This window comes from Faecalicatena orotica (genome assembly GCF_905197545.1).
GTDB classification, from domain to species: Bacteria; Bacillota; Clostridia; order Lachnospirales; family Lachnospiraceae; genus Faecalicatena_A; species Faecalicatena_A orotica.
Genome location: NZ_CAJJZH010000001.1, coordinates 266,220 through 282,862, shown reverse-complemented (window position 1 = coordinate 282,862; position 16,643 = coordinate 266,220). Strand labels below are relative to the sequence as shown.

Annotated in this window: 15 protein-coding genes; 2 read left to right on the top strand and 13 right to left on the bottom strand. The window is 45.8% G+C overall.

Annotated features, from left to right (window positions below; all coding sequences use genetic code 11):
* Positions 1-10: 10 nt before the first annotated feature.
* The 8 genes from ABIN22_RS01170 to ABIN22_RS01135 all read right to left on the bottom strand — a co-directional run bounded on the left by ABIN22_RS01170 (position 11) and on the right by ABIN22_RS01135 (position 7,025).
* Positions 11-1,669: an amino acid ABC transporter ATP-binding/permease protein gene (locus tag ABIN22_RS01170; protein ID WP_346906137.1), complete on the bottom strand. Its 1,659-nt coding sequence runs from the start codon at positions 1,667-1,669 to the stop codon at positions 11-13.
* Entirely contained in the window at positions 1,670-3,403 is a 1,734-nt protein-coding gene (locus ABIN22_RS01165) for an ABC transporter ATP-binding protein/permease (protein WP_346906136.1), read from the bottom strand.
* Positions 3,393-3,593: a hypothetical protein gene (locus ABIN22_RS01160; protein ID WP_109729713.1), complete on the bottom strand. Its 201-nt coding sequence runs from the start codon at positions 3,591-3,593 to the stop codon at positions 3,393-3,395. Before ABIN22_RS01160 ends, ABIN22_RS01165 begins: the two co-directional genes overlap by 11 nt.
* 88 nt (positions 3,594-3,681) lie before the next feature.
* The gene (locus ABIN22_RS01155; protein WP_242995939.1) at positions 3,682-4,092 is read right to left on the bottom strand and encodes a Fur family transcriptional regulator; all 411 of its coding nucleotides are present in this window, start codon (positions 4,090-4,092) and stop codon (positions 3,682-3,684) included.
* A complete protein-coding gene (locus ABIN22_RS01150; protein ID WP_109729715.1) occupies positions 4,082-4,222 on the bottom strand; it encodes a FeoB-associated Cys-rich membrane protein in 141 nt (46 codons plus the stop codon). Before ABIN22_RS01150 ends, ABIN22_RS01155 begins: the two co-directional genes overlap by 11 nt.
* A 27-nt stretch (positions 4,223-4,249) precedes the next feature.
* A complete protein-coding gene (gene feoB, locus ABIN22_RS01145; protein ID WP_346906135.1) occupies positions 4,250-6,433 on the bottom strand; it encodes a ferrous iron transport protein B in 2,184 nt (727 codons plus the stop codon).
* A 139-nt stretch (positions 6,434-6,572) separates the two neighbouring features.
* Positions 6,573-6,794: a FeoA family protein gene (locus ABIN22_RS01140; RefSeq protein WP_109729717.1), complete on the bottom strand. Its 222-nt coding sequence runs from the start codon at positions 6,792-6,794 to the stop codon at positions 6,573-6,575.
* Positions 6,795-6,809: 15 nt separating this feature from the next.
* Complete coding sequence (locus tag ABIN22_RS01135; protein WP_109729718.1) at positions 6,810-7,025, bottom strand: FeoA family protein; 216 nt, start codon at positions 7,023-7,025, stop codon at positions 6,810-6,812.
* A gap of 286 nt (positions 7,026-7,311) precedes the next feature.
* Between ABIN22_RS01135 and ABIN22_RS01130 the strand changes: the two genes are divergently transcribed.
* Together ABIN22_RS01130 and ABIN22_RS01125 are read left to right on the top strand one after the other, a co-directional pair.
* Entirely contained in the window at positions 7,312-7,671 is a 360-nt protein-coding gene (locus ABIN22_RS01130) for a metal-dependent transcriptional regulator (protein WP_346906134.1), read from the top strand.
* A gap of 38 nt (positions 7,672-7,709) precedes the next feature.
* Positions 7,710-8,261: a hypothetical protein gene (locus ABIN22_RS01125; protein ID WP_346906133.1), complete on the top strand. Its 552-nt coding sequence runs from the start codon at positions 7,710-7,712 to the stop codon at positions 8,259-8,261.
* Positions 8,262-8,368: 107 nt separating this feature from the next.
* On the opposite strand, the gene ABIN22_RS01120 is transcribed toward ABIN22_RS01125, so the two are convergent.
* The 5 genes from ABIN22_RS01120 to ABIN22_RS01100 all read right to left on the bottom strand — a co-directional run bounded on the left by ABIN22_RS01120 (position 8,369) and on the right by ABIN22_RS01100 (position 16,606).
* Complete coding sequence (locus ABIN22_RS01120; protein ID WP_346906132.1) at positions 8,369-9,004, bottom strand: sugar O-acetyltransferase; 636 nt, start codon at positions 9,002-9,004, stop codon at positions 8,369-8,371.
* Positions 8,994-10,787 (bottom strand): glycoside hydrolase family 13 protein, encoded by a 1,794-nt coding sequence (locus tag ABIN22_RS01115; RefSeq protein WP_346906131.1) that lies wholly within the window; start codon positions 10,785-10,787, stop codon positions 8,994-8,996. Before ABIN22_RS01115 ends, ABIN22_RS01120 begins: the two co-directional genes overlap by 11 nt.
* A gap of 9 nt (positions 10,788-10,796) precedes the next feature.
* Entirely contained in the window at positions 10,797-12,263 is a 1,467-nt protein-coding gene (gene malQ, locus ABIN22_RS01110) for a 4-alpha-glucanotransferase (RefSeq protein ID WP_109729722.1), read from the bottom strand.
* Positions 12,264-12,332: 69 nt separating this feature from the next.
* Positions 12,333-14,591 (bottom strand): glycogen/starch/alpha-glucan phosphorylase, encoded by a 2,259-nt coding sequence (locus ABIN22_RS01105; protein WP_346906130.1) that lies wholly within the window; start codon positions 14,589-14,591, stop codon positions 12,333-12,335.
* 44 nt (positions 14,592-14,635) lie between these two features.
* Positions 14,636-16,606: an amylo-alpha-1,6-glucosidase gene (locus tag ABIN22_RS01100; RefSeq protein WP_430517191.1), complete on the bottom strand. Its 1,971-nt coding sequence runs from the start codon at positions 16,604-16,606 to the stop codon at positions 14,636-14,638.
* Positions 16,607-16,643 lie beyond the last annotated feature (37 nt).

Genomic DNA, 16,643 nt, shown 5'->3' with positions numbered 1-16,643 from the left:
CTCCTTACTTTTACATCTGAACCACTTCGTCTGCAATCCCCATCGTTGATTTCCTGTGTGAAACAAGGAGGATTGTCCTGTCTTCTTTTTCCCGTTCCAGACTTTTCAGAACAATACCCTCGTTCAGGCTGTCAATATTGCTCGTCGGTTCGTCCAGCAGTATCATCCTGCTTTTATGGAGGAATGCCCGGGCAATCCCGATGCGCTGTCTCTCGCCCCCGGAGATGCAGTCACCCAGTTCAGTCAGCCGGCTGTCATACCCGTTTGGCAGTGACATGATGAACTCATGAATAGATGCTTTCCTTGCCGCATCCTCAACCTCCGTCCGGGTCGCATTCTCATTGGCAATCTTGATATTATTCTCAATCGTATCATGGAACAGGAATGTCTCCTGCGTTACATAAGCAAGCTTCTTTCTCAGGGACGATGTGCGGATCTCATTTACATCCTCTCCCCCGTATGTAATACTCCCCTCTCCTGCCTCATAAAAACGCATCATCAGCTTTAGCAGTGTTGATTTTCCGCAGCCGCTTCGGCCCAATATTCCATGAATTTTTCCGGGTCTAAAAACTGCGTTAAAATCATTCAGCACTCCATCGGCCGTTTCCTCATACCTAAATGAAACATTACGGCAGACTACGTCACCTTCGGGCAGTTTTACACCCTCTTCATTATCCGTTACAACTGGTGTCTCTTCCAGAATATCCAGCACCCGGCTTCCACTTGCCAGAGTATGGTTCAGATTATTTGACAATGCCGAAAGAGCTGCTGTAGGACCAAAGGAACTCATCATTCCGATGACGGCAGTCACACCCTGGTAAAATTCCATCTGCCCCGCCTGCACAAAAAGTCCGCATACGATAAGCATCACTATTCCCGCTGCAAGGATTACACAGTCGGTTGCAATCCGCTGTATGTTCTCATCTTTTTTCAGCTTCCTTCCCGTTTCTTCAAGTGCTTCTGTCTTTCCGGCCATATCAGCCATGCGTTTCTCTTTCTGCTGGTATTGGAGAAGTTCCTCCAGCCCGTAAAGATTATCCAGAACCGATGTATTCAGATTTCCAAAGGAATCCCTGTAGTTCCGGCCGCTTTTCTTCCCTTTCCTGCTGTTCCTGACGGGAATTACCACCCCCACTATCAAATAGGAAACAAGGGCCACTGCTCCTGCCGCCGGGTTAAGCATTCCCAGAAAGACCACCATAAAAACCGAGGAGGCCACGGCAATCGCGATGGGGGAAATCGTATGTGCATAGAACACTTCCAGCAGTTCAATATCACTGGTAATGATTGAGATCAGGTTTCCCTTTTCACTGCCGTCTAACTTGGCCGGAGCCAGCTTTCTGAGCGCTGCAAATACCTGATGCCGTATTCTCGCCAGAAGCTTGAATGCAATATAATGGTTACAGGACTGTTCCGCATAACGCAGGATTCCCCTGAACACGGCAAATACAACCAGCACTGCGGCAATTGTCCCGAATGACAGCCCTGTATATACTCCGGCCGCCTCAAGCATCCCGTATCCCCCGAAAATAGTCAGGAATGTAGCAGTCAGGTTGCCTGCGCATCCCATCAGCACCGCCAGGAACATTAGTCCTAAGAGCGGCCTTATCATTCCGATCAGTCCGGCCATGACCTGCAGTGAAGTTCTGTTTTTCTTTGTATGATTCATCTATGCCGCCCCCTTTCCTGCGTATTTTTCCAGTTCCTTCTGACTCTCATAGAGCTTCGCATATTCTCCGCCCTCTTCGATCAGCTGCCTGTGGCTTCCCCGCTCGATGATTGTCCCGTTCTGGATCATCAGAATCTGGTCCGCCCACGTCACATTTGCCAGTCTGTGTGAAATCAGGATCACGCTCTTCACTTCGGCCAGTTCACGTATGACTTCCATAATCAGATTTTCACTTTCGGCATCTATATTGGAGGTTGCTTCATCAAAAATGTAGATATCACTGTCATGTAAGATCGCACGTGCCAGAGCCAGTCTCTGTTTCTGGCCGCCCGACAGGTTCGCTGCCTTTTCTTCCAGCACCATATCAAGTCCGCCTTTTTCCATCACGGTCTCATACAGGTTCACCTTCTTCAGCGCCCACAACATTTCTTCTCTGGACGCATCTGCTTTTCCCATCTTCAGATTCTCACAGACAGTGCCTTTGAACAGGTAGCTGTCATGGCGTATTCTGGTGATTTTTTGATAAAGTGCATCCTCATCAATGTCTCTGACGCTGACACCGCCAACTTTTACATTGCCCCCATATTCCAGATAATTTCTCATAAGCAGTGATGCGATCGTACTCTTCCCACATCCGGATGTTCCAACCAAAGCCGTAAAACTGCCCTCCGGCACGGTGAAATTTACATCCTGAATCACTTTTTTCTCTTCGTCATACCCAAATGTGACATTTTCAAAAACAACAGAACTCTCCGGAATCTCTGAAACACTGCCTTTTTCAGGGACAGGTGCATCCAGCAGGCGGAAGATTTTATCCGCCGCCGCGTTTCCGTTCATCGCGATATGGAAGAACGAACCAAGCAGACGTAATGGCAGAAAAAATTCGGCTGAAATCATAATGATAAAGAAACATTCCTCAAGACTGATGCCGCCCTTTCCATAGGCCAGAATCCCCAGTATGATCCCTGCTGCCGCACCGCCATATGCCACCAGATCCATGATACTGATGGAATTCAGCTGCATCACCAGCACACGCATAGTAATCTTCCTGAATTTTTCTGCCTCCTCGTCCATCTTCTTTGCGTATCTTTCGTCTGCCTGATAGATTTTCAGCGTCGTCAGCCCCTGAAGGTTCTCCAGAAAAGAATCTCCAAGCTCTGTGTAAGTTCCCCAGTAACGGCTCAGCATTTTCTTTGCGAACTTCTGTACCGCAACAATCGACAGCGGTATCAGCGGAACACATAAAAGAAGCACTGCCGCCACCTTCATGTCCATGCTGCCGACAATGATAAAGAGTGTAACCGGAGCCAGAAGGCTGTAGAAAAACTGGGGGATATATTTGCCAAAATAGATTTCCAGCTGGTCTACGCCTTCCGTACTGATCTGGACGGCCTCGGATGTTGCGATGGTATCCCGGTAGAGGCTTCCCAGTTCCATCAGTTTCCGGTAAATCTTTTCACGCAGCCTGCTCTTGACCTCCGTCGAAGCCTGAAAGGAAAGCCTGCTGTTCCAAGTATTCATAATCCCACGGATAAGCAAAGCCCCCGCCAGTGCCAGAAGGATAATTTGAAAATCAGAGGCTGTAAGGCTCCCGTCACTCATATGTCCAATAAAAGAGGCTGCGAAGAGCATCAGAACAACATTTGCAAGTAAAGTGACCCATTGCGTGAGCACCATGCCTGCTATGTATTTCCGGTTATCATTGAATTCTTTCAACAAACGTTTATGAAACATGAGTTTTCTTCCTCCTTAACTTTTTCCCGTAACGTGTCACATGAGTAATCAGGAAAATGCAGAACAAAAGCCCTGACACCTTATGTATCATCTTCACCGCCAGAACCCCTCCCAGCGGGTGTATGCAGAACCCGGAAAGAATCATGATTGCTGTTATTATATAAAACAAAACCTCGCCATACTTTTTCATCTTAAGCTTTCTCATTTGATAATCATTCTCAATATGTTATTAAAAATAAAAGCGCTTAGTGGGATTGGCTCTCATTAAGCGCTTTGTTTTACTTTTCTATTTTTATGGATGCGACCCTTTGGTTCTTAAGGTAACCGCATCTTTTCAGCCCTTCTGACACAACCTTATTCCAGATGCCGGGTGTCAGATGGTACGTCGTTTCATCATCCAGAACAACAATGCAGGTTCCTTCCTCTGCACATTCTTCGTATGAGTCTTTCGCACACTCTACTTTATACATGTTCTTCCTGCTGATTGCCCCGATCTCTTCTAAGGCATTCACTATCCTGTATACTGTAGCAACGCCAATTCTTTTATCTGCCTGCGCGGCCTGATAGTAAATCTCTTTACAGCTTTGGCACTCATTTTCCAGAATGATATCGATCAACATGAGACGCTGCTTTGTAATCCTGCATCCGTTCTCTTTCAGTCTCTCTACGATCATTTCTTTAGTGTCCACAATGTCCTCCGCAATGTTTGCAGTCACCGCCGCACTGAATAGACTTTCCATTCTTTTTATCACGTATCATTCCCCTGATAACAAGTGCGACTGCTCCCACTACGATAGCTCCTACAATCAATGTGCCCATAAATGCTGCCTCCTTTCCGGCTGATGTCTATTTTGCTGATGCAGCACTTCTTAAATCCACTTTCAAAGTCCTGCTCTCTTTATATGGTCTTACTAATAAATAGATGAATCCAATAATCAGAAGGATTGCAACGACCACACCGGCGCCGAATACGCCTGTTGTGATGAAGGTCCCGATCTGATATACACAAAGTGAAACTACATATGCAAGCAGTGTCTGATAACCAATTGCAAACCAGAACCATTTTACATTGTTCATCTCTCTCTTGATTGCTCCCATTGCCGCGAAGCAGGGCGCGCACAGGAGATTAAACACGAGGAAGGAATAAGCTGCAACAGCCGTCATACTTCCTGCAAGTGTTCCCCAGATTTCGTTTCCTTCTTCTGCAACTTCTGCAAATCCATAGAGGATGCCAAACGTACCAACTACGTTCTCTTTCGCTACAAGGCCTGTAATGGCTGCAACAGCTGACCGCCAGTCTCCCCATCCGAGCGGAGTGAATATCCATGCGATCCCATTTCCAACTGCTGCCAGAATACTGTGATTCAGTTCCATATCCTCCAGCATTCTGAACTTACCGTCAACCCATCCGAAGTATGAAGTAAACCATACGAGGATTGTAGAAAGAAGGATGATCGTCCCTGCCTTTTTAATGAAGGACCAGCCACGTTCCCACATGCTGCGCAGTACATTCCCAACAGTAGGAAGGTGATATGCCGGAAGCTCCATAACGAACGGGGCAGGATCGCCTGCAAACATTTTTGTTTTCTTTAAGATAATTCCAGAGCAGATGATTGCTGCGATTCCAACGAAGTAAGCACTCGGTGCAACCCACCATGCCCCGCCGAATAAGGCTCCTGCAATCAAGCCGATAATCGGCAGTTTTGCCCCGCATGGCACGAATGTCGTCGTCATAATGGTCATCTTGCGGTCACGGTCATTCTCGATCGTACGTGAAGCCATGATTCCGGGAACACCGCATCCACTTCCGATCAGCATCGGAATGAAGGATTTACCCGAGAGTCCGAATTTGCGGAAGATTCTATCCATGATAAACGCGATTCTGGCCATGTAACCACATGCTTCCAGAAAAGCGAGGAAAATAAACAGTACAAGCATCTGCGGTACAAATCCAAGAACCGCTCCAACCCCGGCAACGATACCGTCCAGGATCAGTCCCTGCAGCCATCCTGCACAGCCTATGGCATTCAGTGCGGATTCAAGCAGAACCGGGATACCGGGGATCTGAAGTCCGAACAGGCTCCATCCCTCTCCAAATACACCGTCATTTGCCCAGTCAGTCGCCCATGTTCCAACCGTTGTGACGGATACATAGTAAACGATAAACATAACCAATGCAAAGATCGGCAGGGCGAGGAATCTGTTTGTAACAATCCTGTCAATCTTATCTGACGTGGATAGTTTTCCCTTGCTTACCTTAGTATAACACTCATTTATGATAGAAGAAATATAAACATACCGCTCATTTGTAATAATACTTTCGGTATCATCATCCAGCTCTTTTTCAATCGCGTCGATTTCTTCGGCCACATCAGGCACGCGTTTCATCTGGGCGGATATCTTATCATCCTTTTCCAGAAGTTTGATTGCAAAAAATCTCTTCTGTTCTTCCGGAATATCGCTGCCTAATTTATTTTCAATGGAATTCAGCACACTTTCTACTTCCGGTGCAAATTTATGTACCGGTACTGCCGCATCCTTCCTGTTGGCAATCTTTACAGCCTTCTCTGCCGCTTTTGCAACTCCGTTTCCTTTTAGGGCAGATATTTCAACAACCTCGCAGCCGAGCTTTTTACTCAATTTATCAATATGTATCTTATCACCGCTCTTTTCCACAACATCCATCATGTTAACAGCCATGATAACCGGAATTCCCAGCTCCATCAGCTGTGTGGAGAGATACAGGTTTCTCTCAATGTTCGTGCCGTCTACAATATTCAGTATTGCATCCGGTTTGTCATTGATCAGATAGTTTCTTGCAACTACTTCTTCCAGTGTATATGGAGAAAGCGAATAGATTCCCGGAAGGTCCATGATGATGACGTCTTTATGTCCTTTCAGTTTTCCTTCTTTCTTTTCTACTGTAACTCCCGGCCAGTTGCCAACAAACTGGTTGGAACCGGTCAGAGCATTGAATAATGTTGTTTTACCGCAGTTTGGATTTCCTGCCAATGCAATTTTTATAGCCATTTTTACCCTTTCCTCCTGACAACAATCGTACGCAGAACAAATGACATTCAGCTTTGTACACTCTTGTAATTCGTTACCCCTGTCTTATGTTAGTTTTCGCTAACCAATAATCAAAAATTTGATGCAGAAATAAATATCCTTATTCTACAAGAATCATTTCCGCATCCGCTTTTCTTACCGACAATTCATATCCTCTGACCGTGATTTCAACAGGATCTCCGAAGGGCGCTACTTTTCTTACAAATACGTCTACACCTTTTGTAATTCCCATATCCATAATCCTTCTTTTAACCGGACCCTCACCGGTTAGTTTTGTTACCTTAGCAGTCTCGCCGCACGGGACTTCTTTCAATGTCTTCATCTTCTTGCCCTCTCCTTAGCCAACCATGATTTTATTTGCCATATCTTTCCCAATGGCAACTCTGGAATCCTTGACATTCACAATCATATTGCCTCCAATTAAAGAAACTACTGTGACTGTACCTCCAACTACAAAACCAAGATTCTCAAGAAACCTTCTCGTCTCTTCTTTTCCTCCGACTTTGCGGATGATATTGGGTTTTCCCTCTTTTACCATTGTTAATGGCATCATCTTCATCTTCTTTCCATTTTTATTGATAATTGTTTTCAATTACAAAGTTAGTATATTCTAACTTCCATTAATTGTCAAGTACTTTGTTGAAAATATTTCTCAATTTTAAGAAGGAAGAGATAGCGGGAAAGGTTAATTCGATTAGTAAGCCCTTTACATATTGAATTTATCCATAAAATTTTATGTATTTGCCCTGTTTGTTAAAATATGTTACCATACGGTTATTGATATATTTTTTTAAAGCAGATACATTAATTTACTACATATAAAGAAGGGGTGACATCCTATGAAAACGAATGAATCAGCTGAAAACTATCTGGAAACGATCCTGATTTTGAGCAAATCGCATCCTGTCGTACGTTCTGTGGACATTGCGGAGGAACTGAATTTTAAGAAATCCAGTGTCAGTGTTGCTATGAAGAATCTGCGTGAAAAGGAACAAATCACGGTGTCTAAGGAAGGGTACATTACTCTTACAGATGCAGGGCGTGAGATTGCCGAGATGATTTATGAGCGGCATGAACTGCTTACAGACTGGCTGGTGCGGCTGGGTGTGGATGAAAGGACTGCGGCGGAAGATGCCTGCAGGCTTGAGCATGTAATCAGTAAAGAAAGCTTCGATGCGATTAAAAAGCATATCCGGTAGCATTATTATAAGCCTGTTTGAATGAAAAGGAATAACTTATGGGGAAGCAAATTAATTATTGGCTGGGATATGAAGATTTTTTACCAATTGCACAAGCGGCATTAGATTCCGGATGCATTATTATAAAATCCGTTGGCGGGAAACTGGTATATGGAAACACCTTAGATATTGTCACCAAAGACAAGCAATATTACTATTTCTATGTACCAGAAGCGGGTGAACTTATCTCCAGACAGTTACCATCTGGGGACGAATGTATCGGAGGATATGATTCCTCTGGAAATGTCGTAATCGAAGCAAATTTTTCTTATAGGAATGATGACAAAAAATGGCTTTCAAGAAGCCGGTTATATGTGATCTCTGGATATTATAATGATGGCGCATATATTTCAAGACCAGAATCTGTCACAAAAGTATATAATAAATTAGTCAGAGTAGTAAAAAAGATAGCCCCTTACACAGAGTTGACAGATACATATATCAGTACCAGAGATGAAGATTATTTACAAGAAAAAGAATGGAAACATAAAGAATATATCTCTCCAGAATTTTTAGAGTTGAAATTATCTCAAAATTATAGTCTGAGATAGAAACAATCCCTGTTTGTTCCAAATAAGCCGACGGATATTAAAATATCTGACGGCTTATCTTTTTATGCATCATATAAATAACAGAAATAATATCATGTTGGCAGGATTTACAGTTTCTGGATCTCTTCCCACGCCTCTTCATCGAATTCTCTGTCTTTATAATAATATTTCTTATCTTCCTCTGTAATCTTTCTTATAACTCTGCATGGATTTCCCGCCGCAAGTGACCAGTCTGGAATATCTTTTGTCACGACGCTGCCCGCACCGATGACAGTGTTGCTCCCTATGTGTATGCCGGGAAGGATTACTGTATTACCGCCGATCCACACATTGTCGCCGATTGTAACCTCGATCCCGTACTCATACATGGAATTTCTGGAAACGGGATGTAACGGGTGTCCTGCGGTATAGATCGCAACGTTTGGAGCCAGCTGGCAGTTGTCACCGATTGTCACCGGGGCTACATCTATAATAGAGCAATTGTAGTTTGCAAAGAAGTTCTTCCCGACTTTGATGTGGGAACCGTAATCACAGTAAAACGGCGGGTTGATGAACGCATCCTCGGACTCGCCGAGCAGTTCCTTTACGATTGCGCTAAGTTTGTCAAAATCAGAACGGTCTGCAAAATTTAGTTCCTGCAAAATCTTCCTGCATACCTTTTGTTCTTCCATGACTGCATCATCTGAAATGTAGGCCATTCCTGAGTCTCTGCGGTTAATGTTATCTATCCTTTTATGCTCCATTTTCCATTTCCTCCGTATTCCATGTGTTTGATTTCTTTCTGCGGACCAGCGTTCCGTTTCTCTCCAGAACGCCTTCAGAAAAGTTTCTGGCAAACAGGATTTCTCCTCCCTCTTTTACTTTTATCTTTTCTTCAGAACAATTCAAAAGTACTTCTATCTCTCTGCCCTGTGAATCTATTTTAATATATTCTACGCATCTGCGCTGCGGATACTCTTCCGGGAAATGGAAATACAGGCTTCTCAGTGCTTTTTCCTGCTTCCTCAGCCGGATCAGGGTACGCACTGCTTCGATGCGGTTCTGGTTTTCCTCTGTCCCAAGTTCTTCCCAGGGCATACATCTGCGGCAGTCCGGGTCGAAACCTCCCTCCATTGCAATCTCTGTCCCATAGTAAATGCACGGGCTTCCCGGCATGGTAAACAGGACAGCAAGCTGTTGGTAAAAGATATCCAGATCGTGAAAGCGGTTCATCAGCCGTTCCGTATCATGCGAATCCAGCAGGTTAAACATGACATTATTGTTCTGCTGCATGTACATCGTATAACAGCGGTTTATCATATATTCAAACTCTGATTTATCCAGACTTTTATCCAGAAAATATTCATGGATGCCGCTCATCAGCGGGTAATTCATGACAGAATCATACTCGTCCCCCTGAAGCCACGGACCGGCATCGTGCCAGATTTCCCCCAGAAGGTAGATGTCCGGTTTTATGCGGTGCAAATGCTCTCTGATCCGTTTTAAGAATCTGTGGGATACTTCATTTCCCACGTCAAAACGGATCCCGTCAATATCATAGTCACGGATCCAGTCTTCACATATTTTACAGAAATATGTAATCACCTCTTCATTGTTCGTATTCAGCTTCGGCATCCAGTCTGCAAATGCAAATGAATAAAACCTGCCGTCCCTTGTATCAGCCTGTTTATCCGGGATGGGCCATTTCTGCACCATGAACCAGTCCGCGTATGGGGATGCTTCTCCCTTTTCAAGCACATCCACCCAAGGGGCAAATCTACGTCCGCAGTGGTTGAATACGGCATCAGCCATCACTTTGATCCCCTGCTCATGGGCCTCCTGCACTAACCTGCCAAAGTCAGCATTACTGCCAAAATCCGGATCTATCTTTGTGTAATCTTTTGTATCATATTTATGATTGGATTCAGCTTCCATGATAGGATTCAGATAGATTCCGGTAATTCCAAGCTCCTTCAGATAAGGGAGCTTCTTTCGGATTCCTTCCAGATTCCCGCCATAGCGCTCTTCATTCTTGGCCGGGCCCGACTGCCACGTTCTGATATCCCCCGTATTTAGTTCCGGTGTCCCGTTGCAGAACCGGTCCGGGAAGATCTGATACCATATGGTGTCATTGACCCATGCCGGTGTCCTGCAAACATCTGCCGGATTCATCCACGGTACGATAAAGTACTGCAGTATCCTCCCTTTCATGTTCAGCTGCTCTTTCGTCAGAAATCCATCCTCAAGATAGTACCAGACTTCACCATCTGTATGCAGCTCAAAATAATATTTACACCGTTTATATTCCGGCGTTAGTGTTGTCGTCCACCAGAGCTGGTGCCGGAGCCGTTTTTTAAAACAGATCTCTTCCCTCTTCCCGTGCCATACCTCATTTCCGCCTAATATTCCTGCATCATAAGGGTCGCCGTGGTGAATGAAAACCTGTTTTACATCGTATCCTGTCTTCAGGTTTATGACCAGTTCATTTTCATTTTGTGCGTAGCTCATCTGCTCTGATGTTCTGTGATAAACTCCTGTAAAATCCATAGCAGCCCCTTATCTGTTTATGATCAGTTTTCTGTAAACCTTAAGTTCCTTTTCCGCTTCTGCGAAGTCAGGCATACGCCACTCCCAGTTCGGTGATCCGACCGTCCCCGGAGTATTCATGTGGCCTTCTTTTCCCTGCCCAATAATATCCACCATAGGGATGACCGCATATTCGGCCTTACATGCCAGTGTGTATGCAAGCAGACGATCTTTCACGGAACCCTGCTTAAATCCTTCGCGTTTCAGGAACCGGCGCACCTTCCTCTTTGCAGCAGTTGTCAGTCCCTGATACCACTCCATCAGTGTATCGTTGTCGTGGGTGCCTGTATAAATGATCATATTTTCTACATCATGGAAACTGTCATATGCGAATTTTCCTTTTGTTTCGATCGAAAATACCTGAACCTTCATTCCTTTTAAGTGGTAGTGGTCTTTGAGTTCCAGTACCTCCGGACGGAGATCTCCCAAATCCTCCGCCACCAGATTCAGCCCGGGGATTTTTTCGATTAAAGTATCGATCACCTCATAGCCCGGCGCCTCGATCCACTCACCCTCGACCGCTGTCGGACATGTGGCAGGAATCTTCCAGAACGTGTCAAACGCACGGAAATGGTCGATGCGGATAATATCAAACAGCCTGCTGCTGTAACCAATCCGGTCCACCCAGAACTGATAGTTCTGTTCCTTCATATATTCCCAGTCATAGATCGGATTGCCCCATCTCTGGCCGGTAGCGCTGAAATAATCCGGCGGTACTCCTGCAATGAAAACCGGCCTGCCGTCTGTATCCAGAAGGAAGTTGTCTTTTCCTGCCCAGACGTCCACAGAATCCACGCCTACATAAAATGGTACATCTCCCATGATCTCGATGCCGCTTTCATTTGCGGCGTCTTTTACCTGCATCCACTGGGTGTAGAACAAATACTGCAGGAACATATGGTACTGTGCCTCCAGTTCGATCTCCTCCGCCAGTTCCGTCCTCTTCGCCGGCCAGTCCTTATCTTCCTGCCTCCACTCATTCCAGCATATCCCACCGTTTGCCACTTTCAAAGCACGGAACACACCATACTCATAAACCCAGTCCTGAGACGCAAATTCCTGATAATCCTCTTCCTGAAGCCATTCCTTCTCACAGAAATTACGAAACGCCTCTCTTAAGTATGTTTCCTTAAACACACGTACCGCATCATAATCCACACTTTTTGCATGTTCATTGAATGAGGGGGGCAGCTCACTCAGCAGCCCATCCTCATACAGCATATCCAGACTAATATAAAGCTCATCTCCCGCACAGGAGGAATACGGCTGGTACGGAGAATTTCCATATCCCACCGGATTCAGCGGAAGAATCTGCCAAATTTTCACACTATTTTCCTTCAGAAGCTCAATAAAACGATACGCTTCCTTCCCCAGTTCCCCCACGCCAGTCCTCGACGGAAGAGAAGAAACTGCCATCAAAATCCCTGTTTTCCTCATGATTATCTCCTTTATCCTACCTCATATTTTAAGAATATTCTGAAAACGGAGCGCAAAAGGGTCTGACCCCTACAAATGCCAGATGTCCCTGTTGTATTCCGCGATGGTCCTGTCGGATGAGAAGAAGCCGGCTTTTGCGATGTTTACGAGCATTTTTTTCGCCCATGCTTTTTCATCTTCGTAATCTTCAAGCATCTGTTCTTTTGTCTTGATGTAGTCCTTCACATCGAGCAGTGTCATGAACCAGTCTTTGCTTACGATCTCTTTGTATAGTCTTCCCAGATTTACCGGGTCGCCGATGCGGATCAGGTCTTTGCTGATGATGAAGTCTACCAGTTCTTCCACCATTGGGTCGTTGTCGTAGATATCTGCTGAACAGTAGCCTTGTGTCTCGTAGAATTTGATGACATTTTCTGATTTTTCGCCGAAAACGTAAATATTCTCGTCTCCTACGAGCTGGTGGATTTCTACGTTTGCCCCGTCCTCTGTTCCAAGTGTTACTGCACCGTTTAACATGAATTTCATATTGCCTGTTCCGCTTGCTTCCTTGGATGCAAGGGAAATCTGCTCGGAGATGTCGCAGGCAGGGATGAGTTTTTCTGCCTTTGTCACGTTATAGTTTTCGACCATGACAAGCTTCAGGTAGGGGCTGACAGCAGGGTCATTGTCGATGAGCTGCTGCAGGCAGAGCAGAAGGTGGATAATATCTTTTGCAATCGTATAGGCGGGTGCCGCCTTTGCACCGAAAATCATTGTGACCGGACGTTTCGGCAGGTTTCCTTTTTTAATTTCCTTGTATTTATATATAGCATACAATGCATTCATCTGCTGTCTCTTGTATTCGTGGAGGCGTTTGATCTGTATGTCAAAGATTCCGTTTTCGTCGATATCAACATCCTGTGACATTTTCAGGTAATCCTTCAGTTTCCGCTTTGCATTCTTCTTGATTGCAATTAGCTGGTCCAGAACCTTTTCGTCATCCTTGTATGAAAGAAGCTTCTCTAGTTCGTCTGCGTTTTCCATATAAGCAGGCCCGATTAGTTCTTCCAGATATTCTGCTAACTCATGGTTGCAGTGCACGAGCCATCTGCGGAAGGTGATCCCATTCGTCTTATTGTTGAACTTCGCCGGATAGATGTCATAAAACGGTTTCAGCTCGGACTCTTTGAGAATCTCTGTGTGAAGCGCTGCAACGCCGTTTACCGCATATCCGTAGTGGATGTCAATGTGGGCCATGTGCACGCGGTCCTGTTTGTCAATAATGTAGACTCTCTCATCGTGGTAGTCCCTTCTGACCCTTGCATCCAGTTCACGGATGATCGGGAGCAGGTGCGGTACGACCTTCTCCAGATAAGAAACCGGCCATTTCTCCAGTGCCTCTGCGAGGATGGTATGGTTCGTATATGCACAGGTCTTTCTCACTACGTCTACGGCAGTATCTATATTGAACCCTCTCTGTGTCAGCAGGCGGATCAGCTCCGGTATGACCATTGTCGGATGTGTATCGTTGATCTGGATGCAGACATGTTCGTGCAGGTGATACAGGTTGATCCCTTTCTCCTCTGCCTCTTTCAGTATCAGCTGTGCCGCATTGCTTACCATAAAATACTGCTGGTAGATACGCAGAAGCTGTCCCTTCTCGTCACTGTCATCCGGGTATAGGAACAGCGTCAGGTTCCTTCTGATATCGTCTTTGTCAAACTGGATTCCGTCGTGGATGATTGCCTCATCTACCGTATCCAGATCGAACAGATGCAGTCTGTTACATCCACTGTGATAGCCGGGTACATCAATGTCATACATCGTTGAAGTCAGGGTAAAATCCTTAAACGGCACTTCAAAGCTGACATCCGTCTTATTCAGCCAGCAGTCACTGGTAATCCACGGATTTTTCTCTTCCTGCTGCTTGTTATCATGAAACTTCTGCAAAAACAATCCATCGTGGTAATTTAATCCCACGCCATCGCCTTCAAGCCCGAGTGTGGCAATGGAGTCTAAAAAACATGCCGCCAGACGTCCCAGGCCACCGTTTCCAAGAGACGGTTCCTGCTCAATTTCTTCTATTTCTGTCAGGTCGTGACCATGCTTTTTCAGTACCTCCCTCGTCTCCTCAAACAGACCGAGATTAATCAGGTTGTTGGATAACAGCTTGCCGATCAGGAATTCAGCCGATATATAATACAGCTTTTTCTTCCCCTCACTCCTCTTCATCCCCCGCATTTTTTCTTTCGTCACATACAAAAGGGCCGCATAAATCTCTTCCTTTGATGCTTCTGCAATACTCTTGTTGAATCTTTCCTTCAACATCATTTCCAATGCCTGTTCCATTAAAATCTCCTTTCACAATTGCCGGGTGTATCTGGCCATTCCATTCACACACCGGAAACTCTTTCCTGTTTTTCTATCATTTCATATACGCGCAGCAGCTCTCCTACGCTCCAGGCCTGTGCAAAACAGCCCTTTGATACAGACGGTATCTTTCCGTCATAGATTTCAGGAAGCTGGCCGATGCAGCCTTCCCGCATTGCACTTTCCATAACCTCCAGTTGTTCTCTGACTGTCTGTTTTGCCGCTTCACTGTGATCATGTACTTTCAGATACGACAGGTAATATCCGCCCAGTGGAAATGCCCATACAGTTCCCTGATGGTATGCCATATCCCTTTGTTCCATTGTCCCCGCATAGCACGGATGGAACTGCTCATCCCCCTCTTCCAGAGTTCTGAGCCCATATGGAGTATACAACTTTTCAAAGACAGTTTCTACTATTTGTTCCTCTTTTTTTCTGTCCAGCATGGTAAACGGCATGGAAACCGCCCAGATCTGATTACATCTGATCTGCCAGTCTGCCGCAGTGCCTGATACCACATCCTTGAGACAATGTTTTTCTTCCATCCAGAACTGCTCCGTAAAGGAGGCCTTAACCTGCTTAGCAAGCGCAGCATATTCCCCTGCCTGAACCCGTGTCTCCTGTGAAAAAATCTCGGCGAACCTGCTCATAATACATAACGCATTATACCAGTATGCGTTGATTTCCACTGGTTTCCCGTGGCGCGGCGTGGGTAAAATATCGTTGATACGGACATCCATCCATGTAACCTGGGAAAGCCCTTCCCCGGCCTGTATGAGTCCGTCTTCATCCATGCGGATTCCAAACCCGGTCCCCCTCCGATATCCCTGCATGATTCTTTCCATAACCGGATATACTTCTCTTAAAAACGCCGCATCCCCTGCTGCTTCATAATACAGATACATACAATTGATAAAAAGCAGTGCCGCGTCCGCCGTATTGTACAGAGGCTCACTGCCGCCCTCCGGAAACAGGTTCGGCATCAGGCCGTCTCTCTCATTGAGAGCAAATGTACGGAGGATTTGTCTTGCTGTCCCATATTGCCCGGTTGTGATACACAGGCCCGGCAGTGCAATCATGGTATCACGGCCCCAGTCTTCAAAAAACGGAAAACCGGCCAGCACTGTCAGACCGCCTGTGGATTCCCTCTCGGAAATAAACTGTGACGCGCTCTTTGACAGCACTTTTCCGGCCCTGGAGGTCAAACCGGCACGTTCTTCCCACTCCCGGCGGAACATTTTCACACTGTCTATGATTTCCAGTGCACTTTCATTTGATTCCTGCATTTCAAATATGATTTCCAGCACCCTTTTTCCACCCGGCTCTGCTGACACCGAAATCTGGTGGTTTGCCGCTGCCGTTCCGTTTTTCCGCCTGCCGTCACATGCATCATAGCGGTAAAAATAGGTTTCTGAAGTTTCTGGAATCTCTTCCACAGTTCCATTCGTCCTGAGATATAGTACAGTCCCGCCGGAAGATATTTTATGCCCGGTCATTTCAATGCTCTGGCCTTCTTTCATGTCACTGCCCTTTGGTACAAACTGGTAAAACGGCGTAACACACAATGTACAGGTCTCTCTGCCCCGGTTTTCTATTTCATAGCGCAGGACCGCCGTATTGGTGCCCTGCCCCATTGCCGCCTCCTTTTTAATCTCCACACCCCCGATTTGAAATCTCCAGACCGGCGTATCCTCATAACTGAATGCGGACAAATACTGACATCCTTCTTCCCTCCGGCCATCTGCAAATTCCTGACTGGATATCGTAACGCTCTGTTTGTCTTTGAACTCCACCTGCTCCCGGATGCGGTGCACCAGATTCACGCGGTGGTTCGGGGCCTTAACACATGCCATCAAAAGGGCGTGGTCATTGCGGGTTACCGCTCCTGTCATTGTCATTGAAGAAAAACCACCAAGCCCGTTTGTCATCAGCCAGCAGTTTTCTTCCCCGCGCCGGGGGGTCTTCCAATCATGTTTTCCATAAATCCATTTCATATCTATTCGTATCACTTTCTAAAGAATGGGGCTGATT